Source organism: Enterococcus sp. DIV1279b, from assembly GCF_050531515.1.
Classification (GTDB): Bacteria; Bacillota; Bacilli; order Lactobacillales; family Enterococcaceae; genus Enterococcus_D; species Enterococcus_D casseliflavus.
The window spans coordinates 1,191,160-1,211,726 of the sequence record NZ_CP172891.1 but is presented as its reverse complement, the minus strand read 5'-3'; the positions used below and the strand labels follow the sequence as shown (position 1 = coordinate 1,211,726).

The following is a 20,567-nucleotide window of genomic DNA, read 5'->3' as shown; positions in this document are numbered from 1 at the left end:
ATGATTTGTGCAATTGTACTTGTCATCACAATCATACCACAAATCAATCGCTCTTATTTTGAATCAGTGTAGGAGCTTATTCCTCGTTTGAACGTTCTTTTTTCGTTGCTTATTGATCACCAAAAATAATTGATGGGTGCACTTGTTCTTTCAAACTATAGCCACACAGTTCTTTGTTAAAGGTAAAATGATCTTGTTCCACATTGGCAATGATCTCATCTTCGGAAAATCCGTGAAAATCGTAGTCATTGATGTAACTGCGAAGTAATACTAATTTTGCATCGATCAAGAGAACTCGTTGGATGTCCATCCAAAAAGCCATGTCTTTGTTTTTCAATATTTTTTTCAATTCTGCTTCCTGTGCTAACCAGTACGCATAGACTGATGACATTTCACCTTTAATGGTTTCAGCAGATAATCCTTCTCTCATTTTTACTAGATACTCATTCACTGATTGATAAAACAATTTCCTTCCCCCTAGTTCCATTATTTTTAAACGTTGATCCTATGTTTCTTCTATTTCCTCGCCGCTTTGAGCTATCTTTCTCTATCCGACTGTTGCTGATGTCGCCTTTTTTGTATCGAAAGAAGCCATAGTATTTCGCAACAAAATTCTGACAATTATTCAAAACAAATAGATACATAAAAAACACACTATTATTTTATAGATATAACCGACACAATTTTTAACTTCACTATTCTTTTAATGCTTCCTTTCTTTTCTAAAGCATAGCAAAAGTCGCCCCGTATTTATAATCAACTTTTGCATCAATCTAAGAAAAAAGTGAAAATAAGCGGTAATAGTCAGTTATTTCCGCTTCATTTTTTTAAATTTACTATTTAACATTCCTTTATTTTTTTCGATTCATGCAATAACTGAGAATATTTTATTGCGTTATTTCCTTTCCTATTATACGATTAACTAAATAATGTTGGTTATTTGAAAATAAAAAACAAAGGGGAACGTGAAAATAATGAAAAAAAGTGTTGTTTTTAGTTTATTGGGGTTCACACTTCTTTTTGCTGGCTGCACGCCAAAAGAGGAGAAACCAGCTTCAGAAAGTACGGAAAATGCAAGCGCTACAAGCTTATCTATGACTTCGACAACAGAAGTCGCCCAAGAATCGACGGTCTCTTCGAGCGAAGCGGCTTTACCAAGTTTGGAACAGACCATCACAGGCGTGAGCGGAACAAACTATACCATCGATTTACCTAGCAATTGGCAAGAGGTACCTGATTTCACTTCATTGAATCCTGACAATGATTTCATGTTGTCCGATGCGTTAGAAACAAAATACTTAGCTGCAGTCGTTGAATCGAAACAAGATTTTGCCGATTTAGAAACTTATCTCGGATTGGTTCAAGAAAATTTGGCAACGAGCTTCGATACGACTGCCACCTTTTTACCAATTCCTGACACGAAGGCCTATTTCGTTGATTTCCCAGCGACAGTTGAAGGGCTAAATATCCACTATATTTATTATGTACTTGAAACCGAAAATAATTACGTACAGTTGTATGGTTGGACGTTAGAAAGCTTATACGACTCTTCAAAAGAGGAACTAACAGCGATCATGAACAGCTTCAAAGAAGAATAAACAAAACATCTGCAACCATTTTGGCAAATAGCCGCAAAAATGGTTGCAGATGTTTTTTCTTTTTATCTACGGACTACAAGTCGTTGCCCTACAAGAATCAATGAGCCAGAAAGATTATTCCACTGCATCAACTGATTGACAGTCACACCATAGCGTTGCGAAATCCCCCATAGAGTGTCTCCCGAACGCACGGTATAGGTGGTGCTGTTTGATGAGGAAGCGTTCGTTTCTTGAACATACGCTGCACTTACCCAGCCACGCCCTTCAATTCGATACCAGACATTGTTACCATTGACGCTGGTTCCGGTCTTTTGCGCAACTGCGCGAAAAGAGGAGTTGTTTAACAAAGATCCAACAATTCTAGCACTGGTAGACGCATCAGAGCGAATATTCAATGTTGCGGTGGTGCGAAACTCTTTATTGATCCTTTGTTCAGAGCTATTACTTCCAGCGGTCACTTCTGTCACGTACGCAGCGCTCACCCAGCCGCGTCCTTGGATTCGATACCACACATTGTTGCCGTTGACACTCGTTCCCGTCTTTTGAGCGACTGCTCGAAATGTTGCATTGCTTGCCAAGGAGCCGACAACAGAAGCGCTAGTCGATGCGTCGGAACGGATGTTCAAGGCGGTGGTGGTGCGAAACTCTTTGTTGATGCTTTGTTCGGCACTGTTGTTATTGTTATTATTATCGTTGTTATTATCATTATTATTGTTGTTATCATTCCCACCCGTATTCGATGAGATCTCCGTCACGTGAGCGGCACTTACCCAACCACGTCCTTGAATTCGATACCACGTCGTATTGCCGTTCACACTGGTGCCGCTTTTTTGCGCTACTGCTTCAAATGTTGCGTTGGCAGCCAATGAACCCACGATCGAGGCGCTGGTGGAAGCATCTGAACGGATATTGAGTGCTGCATTTGTTCTGAATTGCTTATTGATCGCCTGTTCAGAATTGTTATTGTTGTTATCATTGTTATCATTTGAACCGCCACCACTTGATGTATCGTATTGGGTCAAATTGTACGTTTCAATCAAGTTGTTTAGCTTACTTGCATAAGCCGTGTCGGTGGCATAGCGTCCTTGCAGCCATTGTGTCGCGTCACGATAAGAATTCGTATTAGACTTCCATGCCCCATGGTAGAAGAAAACACCCGGCGAAAATGAGGTGGTTCTCAAAACGTGCGCATTGTCTTGAAAAGATTCTTTTAATGAAGGGTATTTACGAAACTTCGCAATAATCGGATAGAGGTTGCCATTCCCGTCATCTTCCAAGGTTTGCATCTCTACAAATTGTCCATTGTAAGATCCCTTGATACCAAACATATTATTGGCAAGAGTAGTCAGCGTGGATTGCCCCCAACCTGATTCTAAGATCGCTTGCGCAATCATGACTGAAGCGTAGAGGTCATTTGCCCCCGCCACTTCTTGTGCCATTGGTCCTACTTGCTGAATAAATGCTTGCTGATTATTAGAACGTGCCATTGGATTGTTGTAGTTGGGCATGACCTTCGTTTCAATGGCGATCCGCTCTTCTTCTGACAGAACAGGAATGTCACGATCGATTTCTGCTTCATTCTGTTCAGAAGCATCATCTGCTGGTTCATTTTCGGGTACGTCTTGAATTTCTACTACATCCGAACTTTCAGCTTCTGATGGTTCGGTACTATCTTGCGTTGCTGGTGATCCCTCGTTCACTTCTTGATCTTCTACAATGCTCACGGAATCTTGCGTCGATGTGTCTTGGGTTGACTCTGCTGTTTCAACTACTTGAACACCATTTTGGGTTTCTGCTGACTCAAGTGTATCTGCTAAGACATTCATCGGCAAAATATTCACCGTACTAACAAGTGCAGCGGTTGCCGCCGCACTTTTACGGTAAAGAAGCCCTCTTTTTTGTTTCTTCGCACGATAACGAAGCTGTTTTCTTTCTTCCATTTGTCTCTCCTTAAAACTACAGCTAGCTATTTCTTACATTCTTACTGCAAAGCTAGGTGTAAAATGAGCGGTACTGCCAACAGAAACATTTTGTCCTGGGCGTGGTGCATGAATGTATTGTCCGCCACCTAAAGCAATGGCTACATGATAGGTGCTGCCTGATGAACCCCAGAATAATAGATCTCCTGGTTGTGCTTGGCTAACGGAAATCACTGTACCTGCTGTTTCTTGTGGTACCGTCCATCCACCAATATCTCTCCCTGTTACTTGTAAAAAGACATAGCGAGTAAACCCAGAACAGTCAAAGCTGTCCGGTCCTTTGGCACCCCAAACATAGGGTTTTCCGATATGCTTATAAGCTTCTGCCACGATTGCAGCCCCATTTGTTGATGCTGGTGCAGAAGGTGCTGGCGGCGTCACGATCGGTGCAGGTGACGGAGCAGGCGTTGGCGCCGGTGTGGGTGTAACTGGCGTCGGTGCTGGCGTTGGTGCAGGAACTGCAGGTGCACTGTCTGCTGGCGTCTCTGGTGCTGCAGGTGTCACTGGTGTTTCTGGCTCTTGAATTTCTGGTGTATCTACTGGTGCTTCTTCTGGAGCCTCTGGTGTTTCAACTGGTTCAGATTCTTGCGTTTCCTCTGGCTGCGTTTCTGCTGGTGCTTCTGGCTCTTCCACTGGCGTTGGGCTCTCTGCTTCTGCGTCAGATTCAGTGCCCTCTGCTTGGAAAGCCGCTTCATTCAAAGCTGCTGCTTCCGCTGCAGCTTGTTCTGCCTGCTGTTGCGCCGCTTGTTCCGCTTGGGCTTGTAAAGCAGCAACACGGGCAGCTTCTTCACGAATTCTTGCTTGCTCCGCTTCATAGGCTTCTTTTTCTGCACGCAGCTGTTCTTTTTCTTCTTCTTTCGTTGCTTCTTCGTAGGCTAAATTACTAACTAAGACATTTAATTCTGCTTGGCTTGCTTCCAAGACACCTTTTTGTGCTTCCAGATGGCTCTGTGCTGCTTGCAATTCTGCCACTTTTTCTTGTGATTCCGCACGCTTTTGTTCAACTGCTTGTTGGTCGGCTTTTTGCTGTTCGATCACTTCATTATTTGCTCGAATGATCGTCGTCATGGCATGTACCCGACCCACTAGATCACTGACAGAATCAGCTTCTAGTACGGCTGTTAAAAAATTGTCGCCTTTCCCATTGACTTGTGTTTCTCTGGCTTGTTTTTCAATGTTTTCTGAGCGTTTGGCGATGCGCTCTTCTAACTGACTGATTTCCTGATCCAATCCTTCGATCGCTTGCAACAAATCACTTTGCTGCGCTAAAATGATTGCTGCTTCTTGATTTAATGAATCAATTTCTGCAGACAATCCATCAATTTCCCCTTGTACGCTTTGACGTTGCTGTCTCAAATGATCAATTTCGTTATTTTTTTGTTCGATCAATTGATCGTGATTCGTAGCAAAAACGGTCACAGGTCCGCCGAATGATGACAATACAATGCCGCACATACACACTGTTGCAAAGATTTTCTTCTTCATCTGATCCTCCAAATTCAATTTTAAAACTTTTTTTTCATTTATTTGACCATTTTCATTTTACCATAGTTCAGTAGCAAACCCAATCCGTAAGCGATTTACATTTTAGTTACATAAATAAGATCTGTTTTTTTATTACATGTTCCCCACTACTATCCCACCAACACGCCGAGTGAATCCCTATGTATCAACTGTTCAAGAAAACTTCATAGAAAAAGTCCTTTTTCTTAAGAAAAAATAAATAATGTTGTAGATTTCACTTTTATTACATTAATTTTCTGCAAAATATGCGTGATTCACAAAATTTTAAACAGACGAAAAAAAGCTCCTTCCTAGTGTTTACTAGAAAAGAGCGAGTTTTTTTGTCTTAGTTATTCACGATAAGGGAGTAGTTGTCTCATTACAGCGATTTGGTCATCAATGGTCTGTTCTGTGATGTGACCGGTCAGAGCCAAAATCCCTAATCCTTCAATCACGAACATATAGTTTTCTGCAATCACTGCCAAGTTTTCATCTTTTAACACACCTTGCTGAACGCCGACTTGAAAAATCTCATGGATCGTCCGTTTCGTCTCAGAAAGTTGTGCTTGCTGCAGTGAGCTGGAGTCTTCGGTTTTATGCGTATAGTAATACTCGTAGACGGCACGCAGCATACCGTCAGAAATGCTGTGGAGTAGACGCTTGCGATGGTCGGAAAAATATTTGTTTAAAATCGTTTCAAAGGGTACTTGCTCCATGATCATCTCTCGTACATCATCAAATTTTCGTTTGGAACGCTGCTCTAACACTGCCAAAAAAATCTCATCCACCGAACGAAAGTACAAATAAATGCCGCCGCGACTAATGCCGCACTCTTCGATAATGTCCTTCATTGTCGCATCGATCAAACCTTTCTTACTAAAGACGACTTTGGCACTTTCAAGAATCAAATCACGCTTTTGTTGTTTTTTCTTTTCCGCTGTAGTCAATTCGCTCTGCTGCTTCTTCGCCATTTTTTTGGCTCCTTTCATCACATTATTAATGACACTCGTGTCATTTTGTTGTATAATCAACCTAACTTAAAAATGACACGAGTGTCATTATAAAAAAAGGAGTTTTTACAATGAATACAAAAAGCAAAACCTATCGCCTTGTTATTCGTGCCATTTTGACTGCTATTATTATTTTACAGACGATGGTACCTTTCCTTGGATTTATTCCGATCGGTATCACTAGTTTAACGATCATCCATATCACGGTGATCGTCGCTGCCATCGTTTTAGGGACAAAAGACGGGATGTTCATCGGCTTAGTCTGGGGTGTTTTTACCATGATCCGTGCGTTTACTTCCCCGACAACGCCTTTGGACATTGCCGTTTTCACCAACCCAATCATCTCGGTGGTCCCCCGTGTGTTGGTTGGCTTAGTGGCTGGTCTCTTGTTTACGATCATTTACAAAAAGACCAAAAAAGTCGTCGCTGCTTCGATTGTTGCCGCAATCTTTGGGACCATCACCAATACAGTTTTGGTCTTAACCCTAATGGGAACCTTGTATACTGGCTTAGTTGCCACTACCTATGGTGTCGATGCTTCGGCTTTATTCGTGACCCTCGGTGGAATTGCAGTAACGAATGGAATCTCTGAGGTGATCACAGCTGCGATCTTAACACCCATTCTAGTAAAAGCCTTATTTGCAGCAACTAGCTTACGTCCAGAAAATCGTTAGTCCCTTCTCTTATCCTATCATTTTTTTCACGTTCTGAGTACTCTTTGCCCAAACATTAAAAGCCCCCGATCGAAGAAAGCTTCTATTGTATAGAAAAGCTTTCTTCGATCGAGGGACTTCTTCTTTTATTGGTTAAAAAAAGGTGGACAGCAAGGCAAGGATCGCTAGACCGCCTTGGGTCAAAATAATTTTCTTGTCGCTAGTCACACTGCCATATGCAGCCACTAAGATAATGTAGATCAACAGCAAGCGACTGATTTCCAATGGCGCTGAAGCAAAGGTAATACTATACAGTAACCCCAAACCGATCAGCCCATTGTAAACCCCTTGGTTTTTGAACAAGGTCACGACGATCGGTCGTTCAAGTTCTGCTTTCGTCACGTTGAAGACCCGCGCTGTTGCTTTGGACGTAGTGGCAAATGTTTCTAAATAGAGAATATAGAAAAACTCTAAGGCAACCAGTACAATCAAAATCGTCGATAAAATCGTCATCTTTATTCTCCTTGATGAGCGACAACGATCTCGCTCGGTTTGGCTGCAAAGTCAGGCATTTGTTGGAATAATTGTTGCAGCAGCGGGTTTTGATTGTGAGCGGTGATCGCTTCTTGATTCGCCCATTTTTCGACCATGACAAACCGATTGTTCTCTTCCAATGATTCATAGAGATGATAGCCGTGGCAGCCTTCCTCAGCTCTCGCCGATGCTAATAATGGCGTAACAGCGGCTAAAAAATCTGCCCGCTTTTCTTCTTTGATGTAAAACGTTGCATTGATGATTTCCATCGTTTTCCCTCCTCTTATAGAAATGTCGTAATTTGTTCTGCGTCTAACCGAACGGATTCATAGCCTAATTCTTTGGCTTTTCCGACTGAAAGGATCATGACAGGAACATAACGTTCTTTGTCTAAGCCAAAAGCTTCGGCTAATTGATCTGCTTCAAAGCCGCCGATTGGGTTGGTTTCATAGCCATGCGCCCGCGCAACTAACATAAATTGCATCGCTGCTAAACTAGCGTCGATCTTCACCACATCATTCATTTGTTCTTTTGTAAGATTTTCGTAATGCGGAATGATCGCTGCTAATTGTTGGTCACGTACTTCCGCTGGCATTTTGCCTTCTGCTACTGCTTTGTTATAAATTTCTTCTCCTAGTTCATGACAAAGCATATCGCCAAAAATCAAGACCATTGCAGAAGAGGTATCATTTTGTCGGACGTTGAAACGAATCAACGGTTTCAATTTTGCTTTTTGCTCATCGCTTTCCACAACGACAAAGCGCCAAGGCTGCATATTGACTGAGGAAGGTGCTGTCGTTGACTCTTGGATCATGGTCAACATTTCTTCATGGGGGATTTTGTAGGTTTCATCATAGACACGAACCGATTTTCGGCCAAAGGTGATCTCTGAAAAATTGTTATTGCTGTATTCTGTCATGGGTTTGCCTTCTTTCATGGAACTAATTTCATAAGTAATGTTAGAAGCTGTGCTTCTTCTTCTTCGGTCAAATTGATGCCTAACGACTCCTCAGAGCTGGCATGCTTTGAAGCACAACTAGCCAAATCGGCTTGTGCTTTCGGTGTCAAAGAAACAAAAATCTCGCGGTTATTGTCTTTGTTTCGTTCCCGTGTCACAAATTGTTTTTCTTCGAGAATCTTCAAATGCCGAGTGACCGCTGCACTATCGATCTTCAATTCATTCTGTACTTGATTTTGGGTACAGCGTCCTTGCTCATTCAAAAACTGCAGCAACTGATAACGGGTCAGACTAAAGCCAGTCTCTTTTTCAAAGATCGCCGTTAATTCTTGATTCACGATTTTCATCCGATACAGCAATCCGCTTAGCTCACGTAAATTCATTGCATAAACCGCTCCTTTCATCGTTGACTTATCAACTGTTGACTAGTCAAGTATAAATCATTTTCTTTTGCTTGTAAAGAGTAAGCAAAAAAGACCCGCAGCTAGGCGAACTTCATCAAGGATCGAATCAAGAATCCTTTGGCGAAGTTGCGCCATTAGGCTGCGGGTCTTCGTTACTCCGGTATTGAGAAAATACTGGAGAATTTATTTTATTTTAATTGGAAGAGTTTCTTCAAGCCCATCACGATCAGTGTAGAGATCGCTGCAGCAGCGAAGATAATGCCCCACGTACCAGCTTGAATCGGCATCGTATCCAATAGCTCATTCATAAACGGTACATAGACCGCTGAAAGCTGTAAGCCGACGGAAAGGAGCAATGCCCCCATCAATGGTTTGTTTTTCAAGAGGGTTTTGTCTAAACCAAAACCGCTGCTCTTACGAACGTTGAAAATATGCATCAATTGCGCCACTGCCATAAAGGTAAAGGTTGCTGTTTGTGCATAAAGCAACTCGTGATCCGTCAGCATCAGGAAGTTGAAGAAGCCAAACGCCACCAAACCAATCACGACCCCACTTAAAATAATGCGTCCTAAGAAGCGCTTGTTAACGAGGCCATCAGCTTTCGACCGTGGCTGGCGCTTCATAATGTCGTCTTCAGCTGGTTCAAAGGCTAACGCCATGGCTGGAGCAATATCGATGACTAGATTCAAGAAAAGGATATGCAGCGGTTGGATTGGCATAGGCATCAAGAAGATGACACTTAGAAAGATCGTCACGATCTCAACCATATTACAAGAGAACAGGAAGGAAACATATTTTTTGATGTTGTCAAAAATGATGCGTCCTTCTTTGATGGCATCGACGATCGTTCCAAAACGGTCATCCGTCAAAATCATATCGGAAGATTCTTTGGCTACTTCTGTCCCACGAATCCCCATGGCGATCCCGATATCGGCGCCGTTGAGTGCTGGCGCATCGTTGACCCCATCGCCAGTCATTGAAACGATATCGCCTTCTTCACGCAACGCTTCCACAAGCTGTAATTTATTTTTTGGTGAAACTCGAGCAAAGACAGCGACTTCTTCGATTTTTTCGTTAAAGCCTTCTTGCCCTGCCAATTCATCGATCTCACGACCCGTCATGGTTTTTTCATGGTCTTTTAAGCCAATTTCTTTGGCGATCATGGATGCCGTCTTCGGATGGTCCCCGGTGATCATTTTCACTCGAATCCCCGCTTCTTGTGCGACCTTCACTGCTTCTTTGACATCTGTTCGCGGCGGGTCGACGATGCCCGCAAAGCCTTGGATCTTGATTTCCTGCAGTGCTGCTTTCAGCTCTGCTTCGTCCGTTCCACCTTGATAATCCTTGATGCAACCGACAGCGATCACTCGCTGCCCATGACTGGCTAACGTGTCATTGTATTCATGAAGCTGTTCTTTTTCTTTGGCATCCGCATCGGCTAAATCAATCAAGACATCTGGTGCCCCTTTGATGATCAATGTCCGTTGCTTTCCTTCATACACGGTCACCATGTATTTGTTGTCGGAATCAAAGGGCATTTCTGCGATTTTCTTCAGCCCGCTGTCCTTCTCTTTTTGGCGATCGATGCCGATTTTTTGACCTAAAACGACAAACGCCCCATCTGTTGGATCACCGAGGATCTCGTATTGCCCTTCGTTTTCACGTAAAGTGGCGGTGGTACATAAAGCACCGTTTTCGATCATCCCTTGCAGCGCCTCATGATTGGCTGCATCGATCTCGGTTTCATCCTCCGAGTCTGCCTTGTAAAATTTTCCGTTGGGTTCATACCCATTTCCTGTCACTTTGAACATTTCTCCTGAACCTAAAATGATCTCAGCAACCGTCATTTGGTTTTCTGTCAGCGTCCCCGTTTTGTCACTGGCAATAATACTGGTGGCGCCCAGGGTCTCAACAGCTGATAACGATTTGACCAGTGCTTTGTGCTCGGCCATCGTCCGCATGCCTCGGGACAATGTGATCGTCGAAACGGCTGGCATTGCCTCAGGTATCGCTGCGACCGCCAAAATAATCGAGATATGGATCATTTCGACAAAAGGTTGATTCGTCAAGACCCCAGCGATCAAAACTGCCACCGCAGCAAAAAGCGCGGCAATAATGATTGCTTTTCCTAGCTTGTCCAATTCGATATCTAACGGCGTTTGACGCTTTTTGTCACCCGTCAGCATGTCACTGATTTTTCCGACCTCGGTCTTCATACCGGTTTCTGTCACTACCGCATAGGCATTTCCCCGAGTTGCCGCAGTTCCTGCGAAAACGACATTGCGGCGATCGCCTAGTGGAACATCTTCTTCATAGGTTTCTCGTGCATCTTTTTCAACAGCTTCTGACTCACCAGTTAGCGCTGATTCGATGCAGGCAAAGTTGCTCGTTTCAAGTAAGCGGGCATCTGCCGCAATGGCATCCCCTTCTTCCAGAACGAGAATATCGCCTGGAACGATTTTTGCCGACTCGATCTCCATTACTTCTCCATCACGAATCGCTTTTGCGGTAGTGTAAATCATGCTTTGAAGAGAATCAATTGATTTTTGTGCTCGTAATTCTGTGATAAAGCCTGTCATTACAGCAATCACCACGGCAATCAATACTGCAATTCCTTCAATCGTTTCCCCCATCGCAAAAGAGAGTAACGCAGCTGCTAGCAATAAATAAACAATCAAGTTGTTCAAGTTATGCCACAGCAATTCCCATACAGAAAGGGATTCTTGTTGCTGGATCGTGTTTTCTCCGTATTTTTCTAAGCGTTTGTCGGCTTCTTTCCCGCTTAGGCCTTGCTTGCGGTCACTTTCAAAATGTTTCAAGGTCTCTTCAGTCTTTTGCTGGTAAAATTTTTCCATCAAATTCCTCCTTTAAATTATAAACTTCTTGCCGAGGGTTTCCACGTTTCTGAAGGGATAAATCGGTACAGATACCTTGCACAGTCATTTTTTGATTTGAATCGGTTCAGACAATTGCTGAGTGAAGGGAATATAACCAATAAGAAAAGCAAGCGCAGGTTGACTGGCTGAGGGAATAGGTATGTGTGTTGAGCATCGATCATTTTGCGAGCAATGAAGCAGCTGCTTTTAATCGTCGCAAGTGATCTTTCTATGTACGTACTTTGTGAAAAAACCATCCGGCCTACTTCTAACCTATCATGGATGAAGATGTTCGCAAAGGATTTTGCTTCACAAGTGGTGTAAAAAAACAGACGTAACAAAATTAGCACCACCGCTTTTGGTGACGATTGGGCAGCATGTCAGTAATGCCAAACAGGTACTCGTTTCGGTGTTTTCTTAATAATCTAAGCTTTTGCTATGTTGTGATTTACAATGTTACAACTCTAGCAAAAAAATAACTTTAAAAAGAGAACGCTTGCTGTCCTTACTTTATTTTAACAAAAAACAACAAGAAAGAAAACATCCTTGTTGTTTTTTGACATAAATTATTCGTTTCTGACCTCTTATAACAACTGGTTACGGAATCATTTTACGAAATAGTGTATTACTCATATCTTTTGATTCTTTTCCTCATAATAGGCAATCCCCAGCTGTGTTCGGTTCGAGACTGCCAGCTTTTCCATAATGGTGATCGTTTTATTACGGATCGTTCCTTCACTTAAAAATAGCTGGTTAGCGATTTCTTTATTGGTCAGCCCTTGTGCAACTAAGCGGGCAATATCACATTCTCGAGGCGATAATTTTTCCAGCAATGAGGTTTCTGGACGTGTTAAGTGAGGTAGTACTGGCCCATCAATGATGCTCGTTCCTTCATACAACAAACGCAACTTTTGCGCAATTGACGCGATTTTATCTGTTTTGACTAGATAGCCGTCAGCCCCAGCACTTAATGCCTGCAGACTATTTTTTTTATCGGCAAAAGTCGTCAAGACCATGACCTTGGTAAGCGGATGACTTTTCTTGATCAAACGGGTTGCGCTAATCCCATCAATTCCCGGCATTCGAATATCCATCAGAACGATATCTGGCTGATGAACTCTGCATTGCTCTATTGCCGTACTTCCATCTGGAGCTGTCCCTACTACTTCTATATCCGATTCGCTGGCTAATGCAAATGACAAGCTCTTGCGGATCAGTATATCGTCATCAACAATCAGTAGTTTCATTGTGCGATTCCTCCTTTCTGATTTTACCATCGGCAACTTGCAAAATGGGAATAATAGCAATCACCTTAAATGTCTCTTGCGAGTCTACGGCGAAATGACCACCAATTGCGTTCAATCGATACCGCAAATTTCTCAACCCGATCCCAGGAGAAGGATCTTTACTGACAATACCATCATTCTCAATACTCAAACGCACAATATAAGGCGTAATGTCTAACTCAACAGTAATTTTTTTCGCAGCTGAATGCTTTACGATATTTGTCAGCCCTTCATTTAAACAAGACTCAAGAGTCTGCCAAGCATTGCTAGAAACTTTTGTACTATCACCAGATGCAATAAATGTGATCGGACAAAAAGAAAAATCATCACAAATTTCTGTTAATCTATCGATACCTAACCTATTGACTGTGCTAATGTTGTGGACTCCTTCTCTTAGCTTTTCAACGCCATCAGAAAGATGACTCAAAGCCGTATCATATAGTTCTCCGATTTCTGGATCTTCAAATCGAAGCAGTGGTTGGATCGTCTGAAAAGAAATATATGCCCCAATAATCGCATGTCCCGCGTTGTCATGAAGATCGCGAGCGATCCTTGCTCGCTCCATGACTGCCGTCATTTGTTCCACCTCTTTTAGAGCAAACTGAAGCTCTTGCTGCAATTTCAAATGTTCTTGAAAAGATTTGGCTGCTTCATTTGCAGCGACAAAGCGCTGATTTCGCTCGCATTGCCATAGCCTTAATAATTGTCCACATCCCTCAGAAAAAAGAACATAGATAAAAAAGGAATGCTCTTGGATTAGCAAAGGATAAAAAACAAAAAGCAAAGAAAAATAGTAACCGGCAAAAATCGCTTGAAACAAAATCAGGCAGCTACCGATAATGAATAAGACAAATGGCATACTATTGCCGAGGATGATTAACAGTGTACTATCTAACAACAAACTCCAATCGCTATTTTTAACCCTTTGTCTAAAAAGAAAAAATACCACTAGACTTAAGGTGAAAAAGAACCCTTGAGGATCATCCCCAGCAAAAAAAATCAGCATTGAAAAAGATACTAGGTGGACTATCCGAAAACATAAAGAGGGGACAATCATCATACCAGACTCCTTTTACCTCCGAATAACAAGAACGTCCCTGCAAAGAGCAATAGAATCAATTGAAAGAATAAAAATTGTTGATTAATTCCATAACCAACTAATTCAGTGAGACTTTTCGATACCCAAAACGCTGGAAAAAGCATGCTGAAACGTTGGATCAACTCAGGAAGCAACTCTAACGGAAAGACGAGACCTCCTATAATGGCAATAATCGAATAGAAAATCATGAAAATCGAGTTCGTCGATTCCTTCGATTTGAAAACGGTATACCAGGCAAAGGCAAAAGCAACCGAAACAAAACCAAAAATTGTATAGATGATCCAAAGACCTACTGTCAACTCCCAAGACCAACTATATAACCCTTTACCGATAGCTAAAATAATTGTCGTTTGAACAATGAGGGGCAACACCGCAGATAAGAGATTTTGGCTAAGGTAATGAAGCATAGTGATTGGGGAGGTCAAGATTCGAACGATGACCCCATCTTCTCGATCATTGAGGATTGACTGCGTCATAAAGACAGAGGAGGACATCATAATCAAAGCAAGCAAGCCTAAGCCATTCGCTTGCTCATTTTGCCAAAGCGGACGAAAGAAAATCAGTACCAAAGGCAGGACAAACTGTGTTACTATTGCCGCTTTGTTGCGCATACTTCGCTTCAACGAATAGATAAAAATCGGCACTATCGATTCCGCTCCTTTCCTTTTACAATCATAATCAATAAGACAGTTACAACGAGATAACCGCTGAGGCATGCCAGATAGAACCCCGAAGATCGAATTCCCTTTGCCAAAACGGTCGTCTCTTGAATAGCATTCGTTGCTAGCGTAATGGGGCTATAGTCAAATAAGAGTTGAATTGGCTTTGGTAATGTAAAACCTGAAATTTCTAAACCAACACCACCGCCTATGGTCATAAATATCCATGGCAATACCAGTACGGTGCTCCTAGCGGTTTCATTGGTCTTTGTCACGAGACAAACAAAAAGAGCCAATAAATGTGTAAAGCATGACATCATAAGCACGGTCAATCCTGTAATCGCAAGATTCCCCCAGTCGGTTGGAAACACTAAAGATGTAATAACGATGATTGCGGTAGCTTGCAACAAAGCATACAGATAACTGCCGCTGGCCATCGCAGTAAAAAAATGACCTTTAGGTACAGGTGAAACCCCTAAACGAAACCGCATACTGGTTTTTTGATCCTTTGTATAAACCATCACAAAACTTTCCATAAAAAAGAATTGAAAAGAAAGCATCAGCACAATTGAGGAAGCAGTCAATACAACATCATAGCCCGCAATTTCTTCCGTCTGCTGATTAACTAAACCATTAATTAGTACAAAAACCAATGGCAAAAAGACGAACAATAAATTCATTGGATCTTTAAAAAATCGATTAAAATAATGAATAAATAAGCGATCAAATGTAATCATATTAAATACCGCCCCCATCTCTTAAGCTTTTTCCTGTCAAGGTTAAGAAAACATCTTCCAATGTCGCGCGTTCTTCTGTGAAAGATGACACCGCTCCATGTTGTTGAGCAATTTCCATAATGCGATGAATGTTTCCAGATCCAGAACTTGAAGTTACTAGATAATCGTTTCCTTGCAGAACAACGGATTTTACACCCGCAATAGAGGCAATTTTTTCTTGAAGCATCGGTGAAGGGTCGCTGCTGACAAAGCGAACGCGTTCTTCATGCTGCAATCGTTTCACTAGTTCCTGCATCGTTCCTTCCGCAATCACTTTACCAGAGTCCATAATGATGATGCGATCACAAATTGTTTGTACTTCTTCCATATAGTGAGTGGTGTAAACAACGGTTGTCCCGGCTGCCGCAATTTTTTTGACTGCTTCTAAAATATGATTACGTGATTGCGGATCGATTCCTACTGTTGGTTCATCCATGATCAACAATTTGGGCTTATGGACAAGCGCACAACCGATGTTCAACCGTCGCTGCATTCCGCCAGATAATGCTTTGGGTTTCTTTTTAGCATGCTCTTCTAAGCCAACAAACGCCAACACTTCTGCAACACTTTTATGCAACCTCTCTTTTTTTAACCCGTACAGACTGCCGAAATAGCGCAAATTTTCGACCACCGTTAAGTCATTGCAGACAGTGATCTCCTGAGTGACCAACCCAATCGCTCGTCTAATGTTGCGATTGTGTATCGATTGCTTTTGCCCAAAAATACTTATTTCTCCGCTATCAATCGGTAATAGACCGCATAACGAGTGGATCGTGGTCGTTTTTCCAGCACCATTAGGTCCTAACAAGCCAAGTATTTCACCTTTGCGAATCGTGAAACTTAAATTTTCTAAAATCATTTGATCACCATAGCGTTTAATCACATCATTCATCTTTGCAAGCATCAATTTCTCTCCTCTTTTTCTCAATTCATTTGATACGCCTAGTATAGAAGAATTCATCGTAAGGTAGTAGGTACCATTTGTCACTTCTTTGAAAAAAAGAGAATTACCGTTCTTAAGAAAATAAGCAAGGTTACGTAATTCAAGTGAAATAAAAAAAAAGAGTTTACCATTATCTAGTTAGAATTTAAAAACATTTTATTCAGTAACCTATGAAAAAGATACGTCTGCTAATTTTGATCAAAATAGTCTCGAGATCCATGTTCCCATCTTATTCCCTTCTCATATAAATCGTTTTATTCTCAAAATCGGCGACACAAAAAAGCATTCCTCAGTTGAATGATGAATCACCAACCGTGGAATGCTTCGTATTTATTCTACTTTATGAGGGAACTTCCTCACTCTCGATGTAGCAATAGACTCGCAGATCAGGCAAAGCCTGCTTTATTTGCTGCTCAATGGTATCAATAAACGTGCTTGGTTCTTCATCCGGCGCTAGCTTCAAAGTAAGGTCGGCGACGATCAAAAGTTCTTCTGGGCTTAGATGGAGAGTTCGCAAATCTTTGATTTGAATGATGGCAGGGTCGGCTAAAATTTGTTTGATCGCCATTAAATCAGAAGCAGAGGCGCCCTCACCAATCAAGAGGCTATAAAATTCTTTGGCTAAAAAGACAGCAGCAGCAATCAGCAACAATCCACCTAAAATGCCGCCGAGGGAATCAAATACTGGATTGTCCGTCAATGCGGTCAATAAGATTCCTGCGATGGCGATCGTCACACTACCTAAGGCAAACAAATTTTCCGTGAAGCCTAAAAGCAGATCGGAATCGCGGCTTTCTTTTAAGAAACGGACGAGGGGCTGGTTTTGCTTGTTTTGTTCTTTGACTTCTTGCCACCCCTCTTGAACAGCTGTCAATTCAATGAACAAACTGACAAATAAGATCGCTGCCACCAGCTGGAGCTGTTCCACTTCGTGGGTGGGGTTCTAGCAGATCACGGCTGGCTTCAACAACCGCTAAAATCCCACCACCTAAAAAAACTGTCATGGCAACTACAGTACTAAAAAAATAGGTCGCTCGTCCTTCACCAAACTGATGCAGTTCACTGCGTCCTCGCTGTGCTCGGTTTTCACCGATGGCTAGAAGTCCTTGATTGATGCAATCGATCAGACTATGGATACTTTCGTTCATCAAGACAGCACTGCCGCTAAAGAAGTAGCCGATGGCTTTCATAATTAACCCTAAGACATGGGTCAGCAAAACGATTCTACGGGCTTTTTGTTCTTGCTGTTTTTCCATCATGGTTCCTCCTTCGGTGTCGGACTCGCTGTAACAAGCTGTCTCTTTTCTTAAGCATAGCACTGCACTTCCTAGATGAAAACGAAAGTGGCTCGTGATATAGATTTACCATTTACTCCCCTCTTGAACGCAAAAAAACCAGGATTTCTCCTGGCTTGCTTCTGACAATAATACTTCATTAATAATTTGAATCTGATCCATACTCCGTGCCATAGCCCGTTCCGTTGTCAGTACCGTACTCGCTGCCATAGCCTGTGCCTTGAGACCCATCGTCGTATCCTGTCTGAGCATCTGTATTTTGATTTTGGGTACTCTGTTCTTCTGTCTGCTTGCCTAATGCCTTAAGCATGTCGTTTCGGATTTCATTGTAAGAGTAGTCTAGGATGTACACAATAGACTGACCATCGTAAGACTCCCCATCATACCATTCAAAGGTATGACTATTGATTTCAAATCCTGAAATCATATTTCCAGCAAGGGAAACTAAATCTTCAAATTTAAAGTTTGTATTTACGTCATTACTTACAGAATCTAAAATTTCTTGATATTTCGTCACGTTATTAATTTTTAAAGCCTGATGAATTGCTGCTTCAATGACTTCTTGCTGACGATTTCCCCGATCAACATCGGTATCCATTTTTCGAATACGCGCAAAAATCAAAGCTTGCTCACCGTTCAACAACTGACGACCTTCCGGAATCAATGTTTCCCCAGAGTTATCTGCGGCATAATCTTGATTTATGTCGTAAGGGACATTTACAGTTACACCACCAATTGCATCAATAATTTTTTTAAAACTAATAAAATTCACGTTTACGTAGTAATCGATTGGGAGCTGCAAATAATTTTGAACGGTTTCTATTGTGGCATCTTCTTCACCGACTGTATAGGCACTATTGATTTTTGCTGTCGTATAAATTGTACCCGTTCCAGTTCCATCATAGATATTCGTCCAAATATCCCGCGGGATGCTCACCATATCGATTTTTTTGTTTTCGCCATCATAAACCATGTAAATCAAGCTGTCTGTACGTGCACTGTCTAAATGATCTGTTTGTTCACGTTCCTCATCATTATCGACACCCATCAATAAAACACCGAATTTGGAACTTACATCGGATGTTTTGAGTGATCCATCCTCTTTTTCTTTGTTAGAGGTTATCACAGCGGATTCTTTAAACATTTTATCCACTGAATTTTTTGCTGCATAATACGTATAGCCGGCAAATAAAACGATGCCTGCAATGGCGAAAAGAAAGATTCCTCCAATAATCACGCGTTTGTTGCGCGCTTTGTGGGCTCTTTGCTGTTTATATCTCGTCTTTCTATCCATAGTGCCTCCTTCATTTCTCCTGAATTGCTCTCCCCGATTGTACCAGAATTTTTACGATCCGCCTATTTTTTTAAGAAGTTTTATTCTTTTTCTATGAAGTCCTTTAAACATTCCTTAAAAATAATTCTAGTAACGAAAGAAACTTGGATAATTAGTCAACTTCTATGGATATTTTATTAAAAAACGAGTTTTTTCATTCACCCTTTTTGGATGGATCAACTTCTTTTTCGGCAGTAAGCTGAATAATTACACCAAAGGGATCGCGAACACTTGCATAAAAAAACGCAAAAGCATTCTCACTTGGTGCTTGGATCGTCTGACTGCCTTTTTGCCTCAATCGTTGATAAAGCTTCTGAGCTATTTGGCTCTCCGCTAGCGTCAAACTCAGCGACAAGTGATTGCCTCGCTGAATCGTCTCTCCTTCAACTAATGGATTGTCTGCCAGCTGTAACTGAAAATCTCCGATCTGTAGGATGGAGTGAGAAAGATACTGTTCTTGTCCCGCAAGAATCTCCAGCGTTGGATCAAGTCTCTCACGATACTCCTGGTTGGTGATGGCAAATAAGAGGGTTGCGTCTAGTGTTTCTTGATAAAATTGAATGGCTTCTTGGGCTTTGCCGTCTAAGGTTAAAAACATAGCGATTTTTGGTTCGATCATTTGTTGGTTCCTCCTTTTCTTGTTACCATAAGTGTAACTGTGAATATTGCCAAAACTTGGCACCATTGGAGAAAGAAATGAAAAAATCAGAACGCTTAACGCAGGAACTATTGTATTTACAAGGAAAAACCACTTTTCAACTAGCCGATTTGATGGAAACCTTCGCAATCTCCAAACGTACAGCCGTCCGTGATGTCCAATCATTGGAAGAGCTGGGCTTGCCTCTCGTGGTAGAAACCGGTCGTTATGGCGGCTATCAGATTTTGAAAAATCAACTGACCCCCTTGTACTTTGATAAAAATGAACGGTATACCCTTTTCTTTGCTTTGCAGCTCTTACAAAAATTAACCGATTCTCCTTTTGATCGGAGCTATCAAGGGCTACGGCGAAAATTGTTGCAGTCTTTTTATCAAGGAGACACCGAGTGGTTAGAAAAAATGGAGACGGCGGTTTCGTTTCAAGGGGTGCCTCAATTGACGAGTGCGCCGATCCTCTCAACGCTTTTTTCAGCGATCGTACAAGAACAAGTCATCCAATTTACCTATCAGCGTTATCAAAAAACGAACAAGACCGTCCAACCCTATCAGCTGGATTTTCGTGCTGGCTACTGGTACTGTTTGGCCTATGATTGTCAAAAGCAGGCTTTTCGCCGCTATCGCTGTGATGCAATGCAGGGACTTGCTCCGACTGAAAAAACAGGCTATACCTTACAGCAGTTAGCTGAAAAACAGCTGCAGCAACAAGTGTTGACACAAACACTGGGCTATCACATCCGCTTTGATCTATCGGCAAAGGAACGCTTGTGGCAAGAAAAATATCCTGACATGGCAGTGGTGGAACGTCCTAGTGAGCTTTGCTTAGAGGGGCACATTGCCGACAATGAGCTGGGTTTTCTGGCTGATTTTCTCTTACAATTTGGTCCAACTATTAAAGAAATCCACCCGTTAGTCCTCAAACAAGCGTATACTGAAAAAGTTCGGCAAATGCTGCAGCCATTTGCACCTGACTGACCGCTTTCCTGTATTGATTATTGATTGCTTGC

19 protein-coding genes and 1 pseudogene are annotated in these 20,567 nt (G+C 42.0%); 3 read left to right on the top strand and 17 right to left on the bottom strand.

Annotated features, from left to right (window positions below):
- Positions 1 to 109: 109 nt before the first annotated feature.
- Complete coding sequence (locus IGI71_RS05705) at positions 110 to 487, bottom strand: DUF7006 family protein (protein WP_430616215.1); 378 nt, start codon at positions 485 to 487, stop codon at positions 110 to 112.
- 487 nt (positions 488 to 974) lie between these two features.
- Between IGI71_RS05705 and IGI71_RS05700 the strand changes: the two genes are divergently transcribed.
- The gene (locus tag IGI71_RS05700; protein WP_430616214.1) at positions 975 to 1,598 is read left to right on the top strand and encodes a hypothetical protein; all 624 of its coding nucleotides are present in this window, start codon (positions 975 to 977) and stop codon (positions 1,596 to 1,598) included.
- Between the two features lie 62 nt (positions 1,599 to 1,660).
- Here IGI71_RS05700 and IGI71_RS05695 read toward each other — a convergent pair whose 3' ends face one another.
- The 3 genes from IGI71_RS05695 to IGI71_RS05685 all read right to left on the bottom strand — a co-directional run bounded on the left by IGI71_RS05695 (position 1,661) and on the right by IGI71_RS05685 (position 6,051).
- Positions 1,661 to 3,538, bottom strand: coding sequence for a glucosaminidase domain-containing protein (locus tag IGI71_RS05695; protein WP_430616213.1), 1,878 nt, complete (start codon positions 3,536 to 3,538; stop codon positions 1,661 to 1,663).
- A gap of 33 nt (positions 3,539 to 3,571) precedes the next feature.
- Entirely contained in the window at positions 3,572 to 5,062 is a 1,491-nt protein-coding gene (locus IGI71_RS05690; RefSeq protein ID WP_430616212.1) for a PcsB-like coiled-coil domain-containing protein, read from the bottom strand.
- Between the two features lie 368 nt (positions 5,063 to 5,430).
- Positions 5,431 to 6,051 carry a TetR/AcrR family transcriptional regulator gene (locus IGI71_RS05685; RefSeq protein WP_430616211.1) on the bottom strand — a complete coding sequence of 207 codons (621 nt, stop codon included), beginning with the start codon at positions 6,049 to 6,051 and terminating at the stop codon, positions 5,431 to 5,433.
- 110 nt (positions 6,052 to 6,161) lie between these two features.
- Here IGI71_RS05685 and IGI71_RS05680 point away from each other — a divergent pair, with 110 nt between their 5' ends.
- Positions 6,162 to 6,764: an ECF transporter S component gene (locus IGI71_RS05680; protein WP_430616210.1), complete on the top strand. Its 603-nt coding sequence runs from the start codon at positions 6,162 to 6,164 to the stop codon at positions 6,762 to 6,764.
- A gap of 132 nt (positions 6,765 to 6,896) precedes the next feature.
- On the opposite strand, the gene IGI71_RS05675 is transcribed toward IGI71_RS05680, so the two are convergent.
- The 13 genes and pseudogenes from IGI71_RS05675 to IGI71_RS05615 all read right to left on the bottom strand — a co-directional run bounded on the left by IGI71_RS05675 (position 6,897) and on the right by IGI71_RS05615 (position 19,525).
- Positions 6,897 to 7,256, bottom strand: coding sequence for a DUF1304 domain-containing protein (locus tag IGI71_RS05675; RefSeq protein WP_016613516.1), 360 nt, complete (start codon positions 7,254 to 7,256; stop codon positions 6,897 to 6,899).
- Positions 7,257 to 7,258: 2 nt separating this feature from the next.
- Entirely contained in the window at positions 7,259 to 7,546 is a 288-nt protein-coding gene (locus IGI71_RS05670) for a putative quinol monooxygenase (protein WP_016608137.1), read from the bottom strand.
- A 14-nt stretch (positions 7,547 to 7,560) separates the two neighbouring features.
- The gene (locus tag IGI71_RS05665) at positions 7,561 to 8,196 is read right to left on the bottom strand and encodes a nitroreductase family protein (RefSeq protein WP_008378805.1); all 636 of its coding nucleotides are present in this window, start codon (positions 8,194 to 8,196) and stop codon (positions 7,561 to 7,563) included.
- 14 nt (positions 8,197 to 8,210) lie between these two features.
- Positions 8,211 to 8,618: a MarR family winged helix-turn-helix transcriptional regulator gene (locus tag IGI71_RS05660; RefSeq protein WP_008378808.1), complete on the bottom strand. Its 408-nt coding sequence runs from the start codon at positions 8,616 to 8,618 to the stop codon at positions 8,211 to 8,213.
- A 209-nt stretch (positions 8,619 to 8,827) separates the two neighbouring features.
- Complete coding sequence (locus IGI71_RS05655; protein WP_430616209.1) at positions 8,828 to 11,494, bottom strand: cation-translocating P-type ATPase; 2,667 nt, start codon at positions 11,492 to 11,494, stop codon at positions 8,828 to 8,830.
- Positions 11,495 to 12,144: 650 nt separating this feature from the next.
- Positions 12,145 to 12,762: a response regulator transcription factor gene (locus IGI71_RS05650; RefSeq protein WP_016608142.1), complete on the bottom strand. Its 618-nt coding sequence runs from the start codon at positions 12,760 to 12,762 to the stop codon at positions 12,145 to 12,147.
- Entirely contained in the window at positions 12,743 to 13,699 is a 957-nt protein-coding gene (locus tag IGI71_RS05645) for a sensor histidine kinase (protein ID WP_430616208.1), read from the bottom strand. The genes IGI71_RS05650 and IGI71_RS05645 overlap by 20 nt, the downstream gene beginning before the upstream one ends.
- 158 nt (positions 13,700 to 13,857) lie before the next feature.
- Entirely contained in the window at positions 13,858 to 14,544 is a 687-nt protein-coding gene (locus tag IGI71_RS05640; protein ID WP_430616207.1) for an ABC transporter permease, read from the bottom strand.
- Positions 14,544 to 15,296 carry an ABC transporter permease gene (locus IGI71_RS05635; protein WP_228095025.1) on the bottom strand — a complete coding sequence of 251 codons (753 nt, stop codon included), beginning with the start codon at positions 15,294 to 15,296 and terminating at the stop codon, positions 14,544 to 14,546. Before IGI71_RS05635 ends, IGI71_RS05640 begins: the two co-directional genes overlap by 1 nt.
- A 1-nt stretch (position 15,297) precedes the next feature.
- The gene (locus IGI71_RS05630; RefSeq protein ID WP_228095026.1) at positions 15,298 to 16,239 is read right to left on the bottom strand and encodes an ABC transporter ATP-binding protein; all 942 of its coding nucleotides are present in this window, start codon (positions 16,237 to 16,239) and stop codon (positions 15,298 to 15,300) included.
- Positions 16,240 to 16,618: 379 nt separating this feature from the next.
- A pseudogene (locus IGI71_RS05625) lies at positions 16,619 to 17,537 on the bottom strand (cation diffusion facilitator family transporter).
- Between the two features lie 175 nt (positions 17,538 to 17,712).
- A complete protein-coding gene (locus tag IGI71_RS05620; RefSeq protein WP_430616206.1) occupies positions 17,713 to 18,867 on the bottom strand; it encodes an LCP family protein in 1,155 nt (384 codons plus the stop codon).
- 193 nt (positions 18,868 to 19,060) lie between these two features.
- Positions 19,061 to 19,525, bottom strand: a complete 465-nt coding sequence (locus IGI71_RS05615) for a VOC family protein (RefSeq protein WP_142967155.1) — start codon at positions 19,523 to 19,525, stop codon at positions 19,061 to 19,063.
- A 77-nt stretch (positions 19,526 to 19,602) separates the two neighbouring features.
- Between IGI71_RS05615 and IGI71_RS05610 the strand changes: the two genes are divergently transcribed.
- On the top strand, positions 19,603 to 20,535 hold the full coding sequence (locus IGI71_RS05610) for a helix-turn-helix transcriptional regulator (RefSeq protein WP_142967154.1): 933 nt from the start codon (positions 19,603 to 19,605) through the stop codon (positions 20,533 to 20,535).
- Positions 20,536 to 20,567: the final 32 nt, after the last annotated feature.

Bases quoted from the DNA above. Each gene is read 5' to 3' on its own strand.
- IGI71_RS05705 (WP_430616215.1), bottom strand. From the start codon at position 487: ATGGAACTAGGGGGAAGGAAATTGTTTTATCAATCAGTGAATGAGTAT.
- IGI71_RS05700 (WP_430616214.1), top strand. From the start codon at position 975: ATGAAAAAAAGTGTTGTTTTTAGTTTATTGGGGTTCACACTTCTTTTT.
- IGI71_RS05695 (WP_430616213.1), bottom strand. From the start codon at position 3,538: ATGGAAGAAAGAAAACAGCTTCGTTATCGTGCGAAGAAACAAAAAAGA.
- IGI71_RS05690 (WP_430616212.1), bottom strand. From the start codon at position 5,062: ATGAAGAAGAAAATCTTTGCAACAGTGTGTATGTGCGGCATTGTATTG.
- IGI71_RS05685 (WP_430616211.1), bottom strand. From the start codon at position 6,051: ATGGCGAAGAAGCAGCAGAGCGAATTGACTACAGCGGAAAAGAAAAAA.
- IGI71_RS05680 (WP_430616210.1), top strand. From the start codon at position 6,162: ATGAATACAAAAAGCAAAACCTATCGCCTTGTTATTCGTGCCATTTTG.
- IGI71_RS05675 (WP_016613516.1), bottom strand. From the start codon at position 7,256: ATGACGATTTTATCGACGATTTTGATTGTACTGGTTGCCTTAGAGTTT.
- IGI71_RS05670 (WP_016608137.1), bottom strand. From the start codon at position 7,546: ATGGAAATCATCAATGCAACGTTTTACATCAAAGAAGAAAAGCGGGCA.
- IGI71_RS05665 (WP_008378805.1), bottom strand. From the start codon at position 8,196: ATGACAGAATACAGCAATAACAATTTTTCAGAGATCACCTTTGGCCGA.
- IGI71_RS05660 (WP_008378808.1), bottom strand. From the start codon at position 8,618: ATGAATTTACGTGAGCTAAGCGGATTGCTGTATCGGATGAAAATCGTG.
- IGI71_RS05655 (WP_430616209.1), bottom strand. From the start codon at position 11,494: ATGGAAAAATTTTACCAGCAAAAGACTGAAGAGACCTTGAAACATTTT.
- IGI71_RS05650 (WP_016608142.1), bottom strand. From the start codon at position 12,762: ATGAAACTACTGATTGTTGATGACGATATACTGATCCGCAAGAGCTTG.
- IGI71_RS05635 (WP_228095025.1), bottom strand. From the start codon at position 15,296: ATGATTACATTTGATCGCTTATTTATTCATTATTTTAATCGATTTTTT.
- IGI71_RS05630 (WP_228095026.1), bottom strand. From the start codon at position 16,239: ATGCTTGCAAAGATGAATGATGTGATTAAACGCTATGGTGATCAAATG.
- IGI71_RS05620 (WP_430616206.1), bottom strand. From the start codon at position 18,867: ATGGATAGAAAGACGAGATATAAACAGCAAAGAGCCCACAAAGCGCGC.
- IGI71_RS05615 (WP_142967155.1), bottom strand. From the start codon at position 19,525: ATGATCGAACCAAAAATCGCTATGTTTTTAACCTTAGACGGCAAAGCC.
- IGI71_RS05610 (WP_142967154.1), top strand. From the start codon at position 19,603: ATGAAAAAATCAGAACGCTTAACGCAGGAACTATTGTATTTACAAGGA.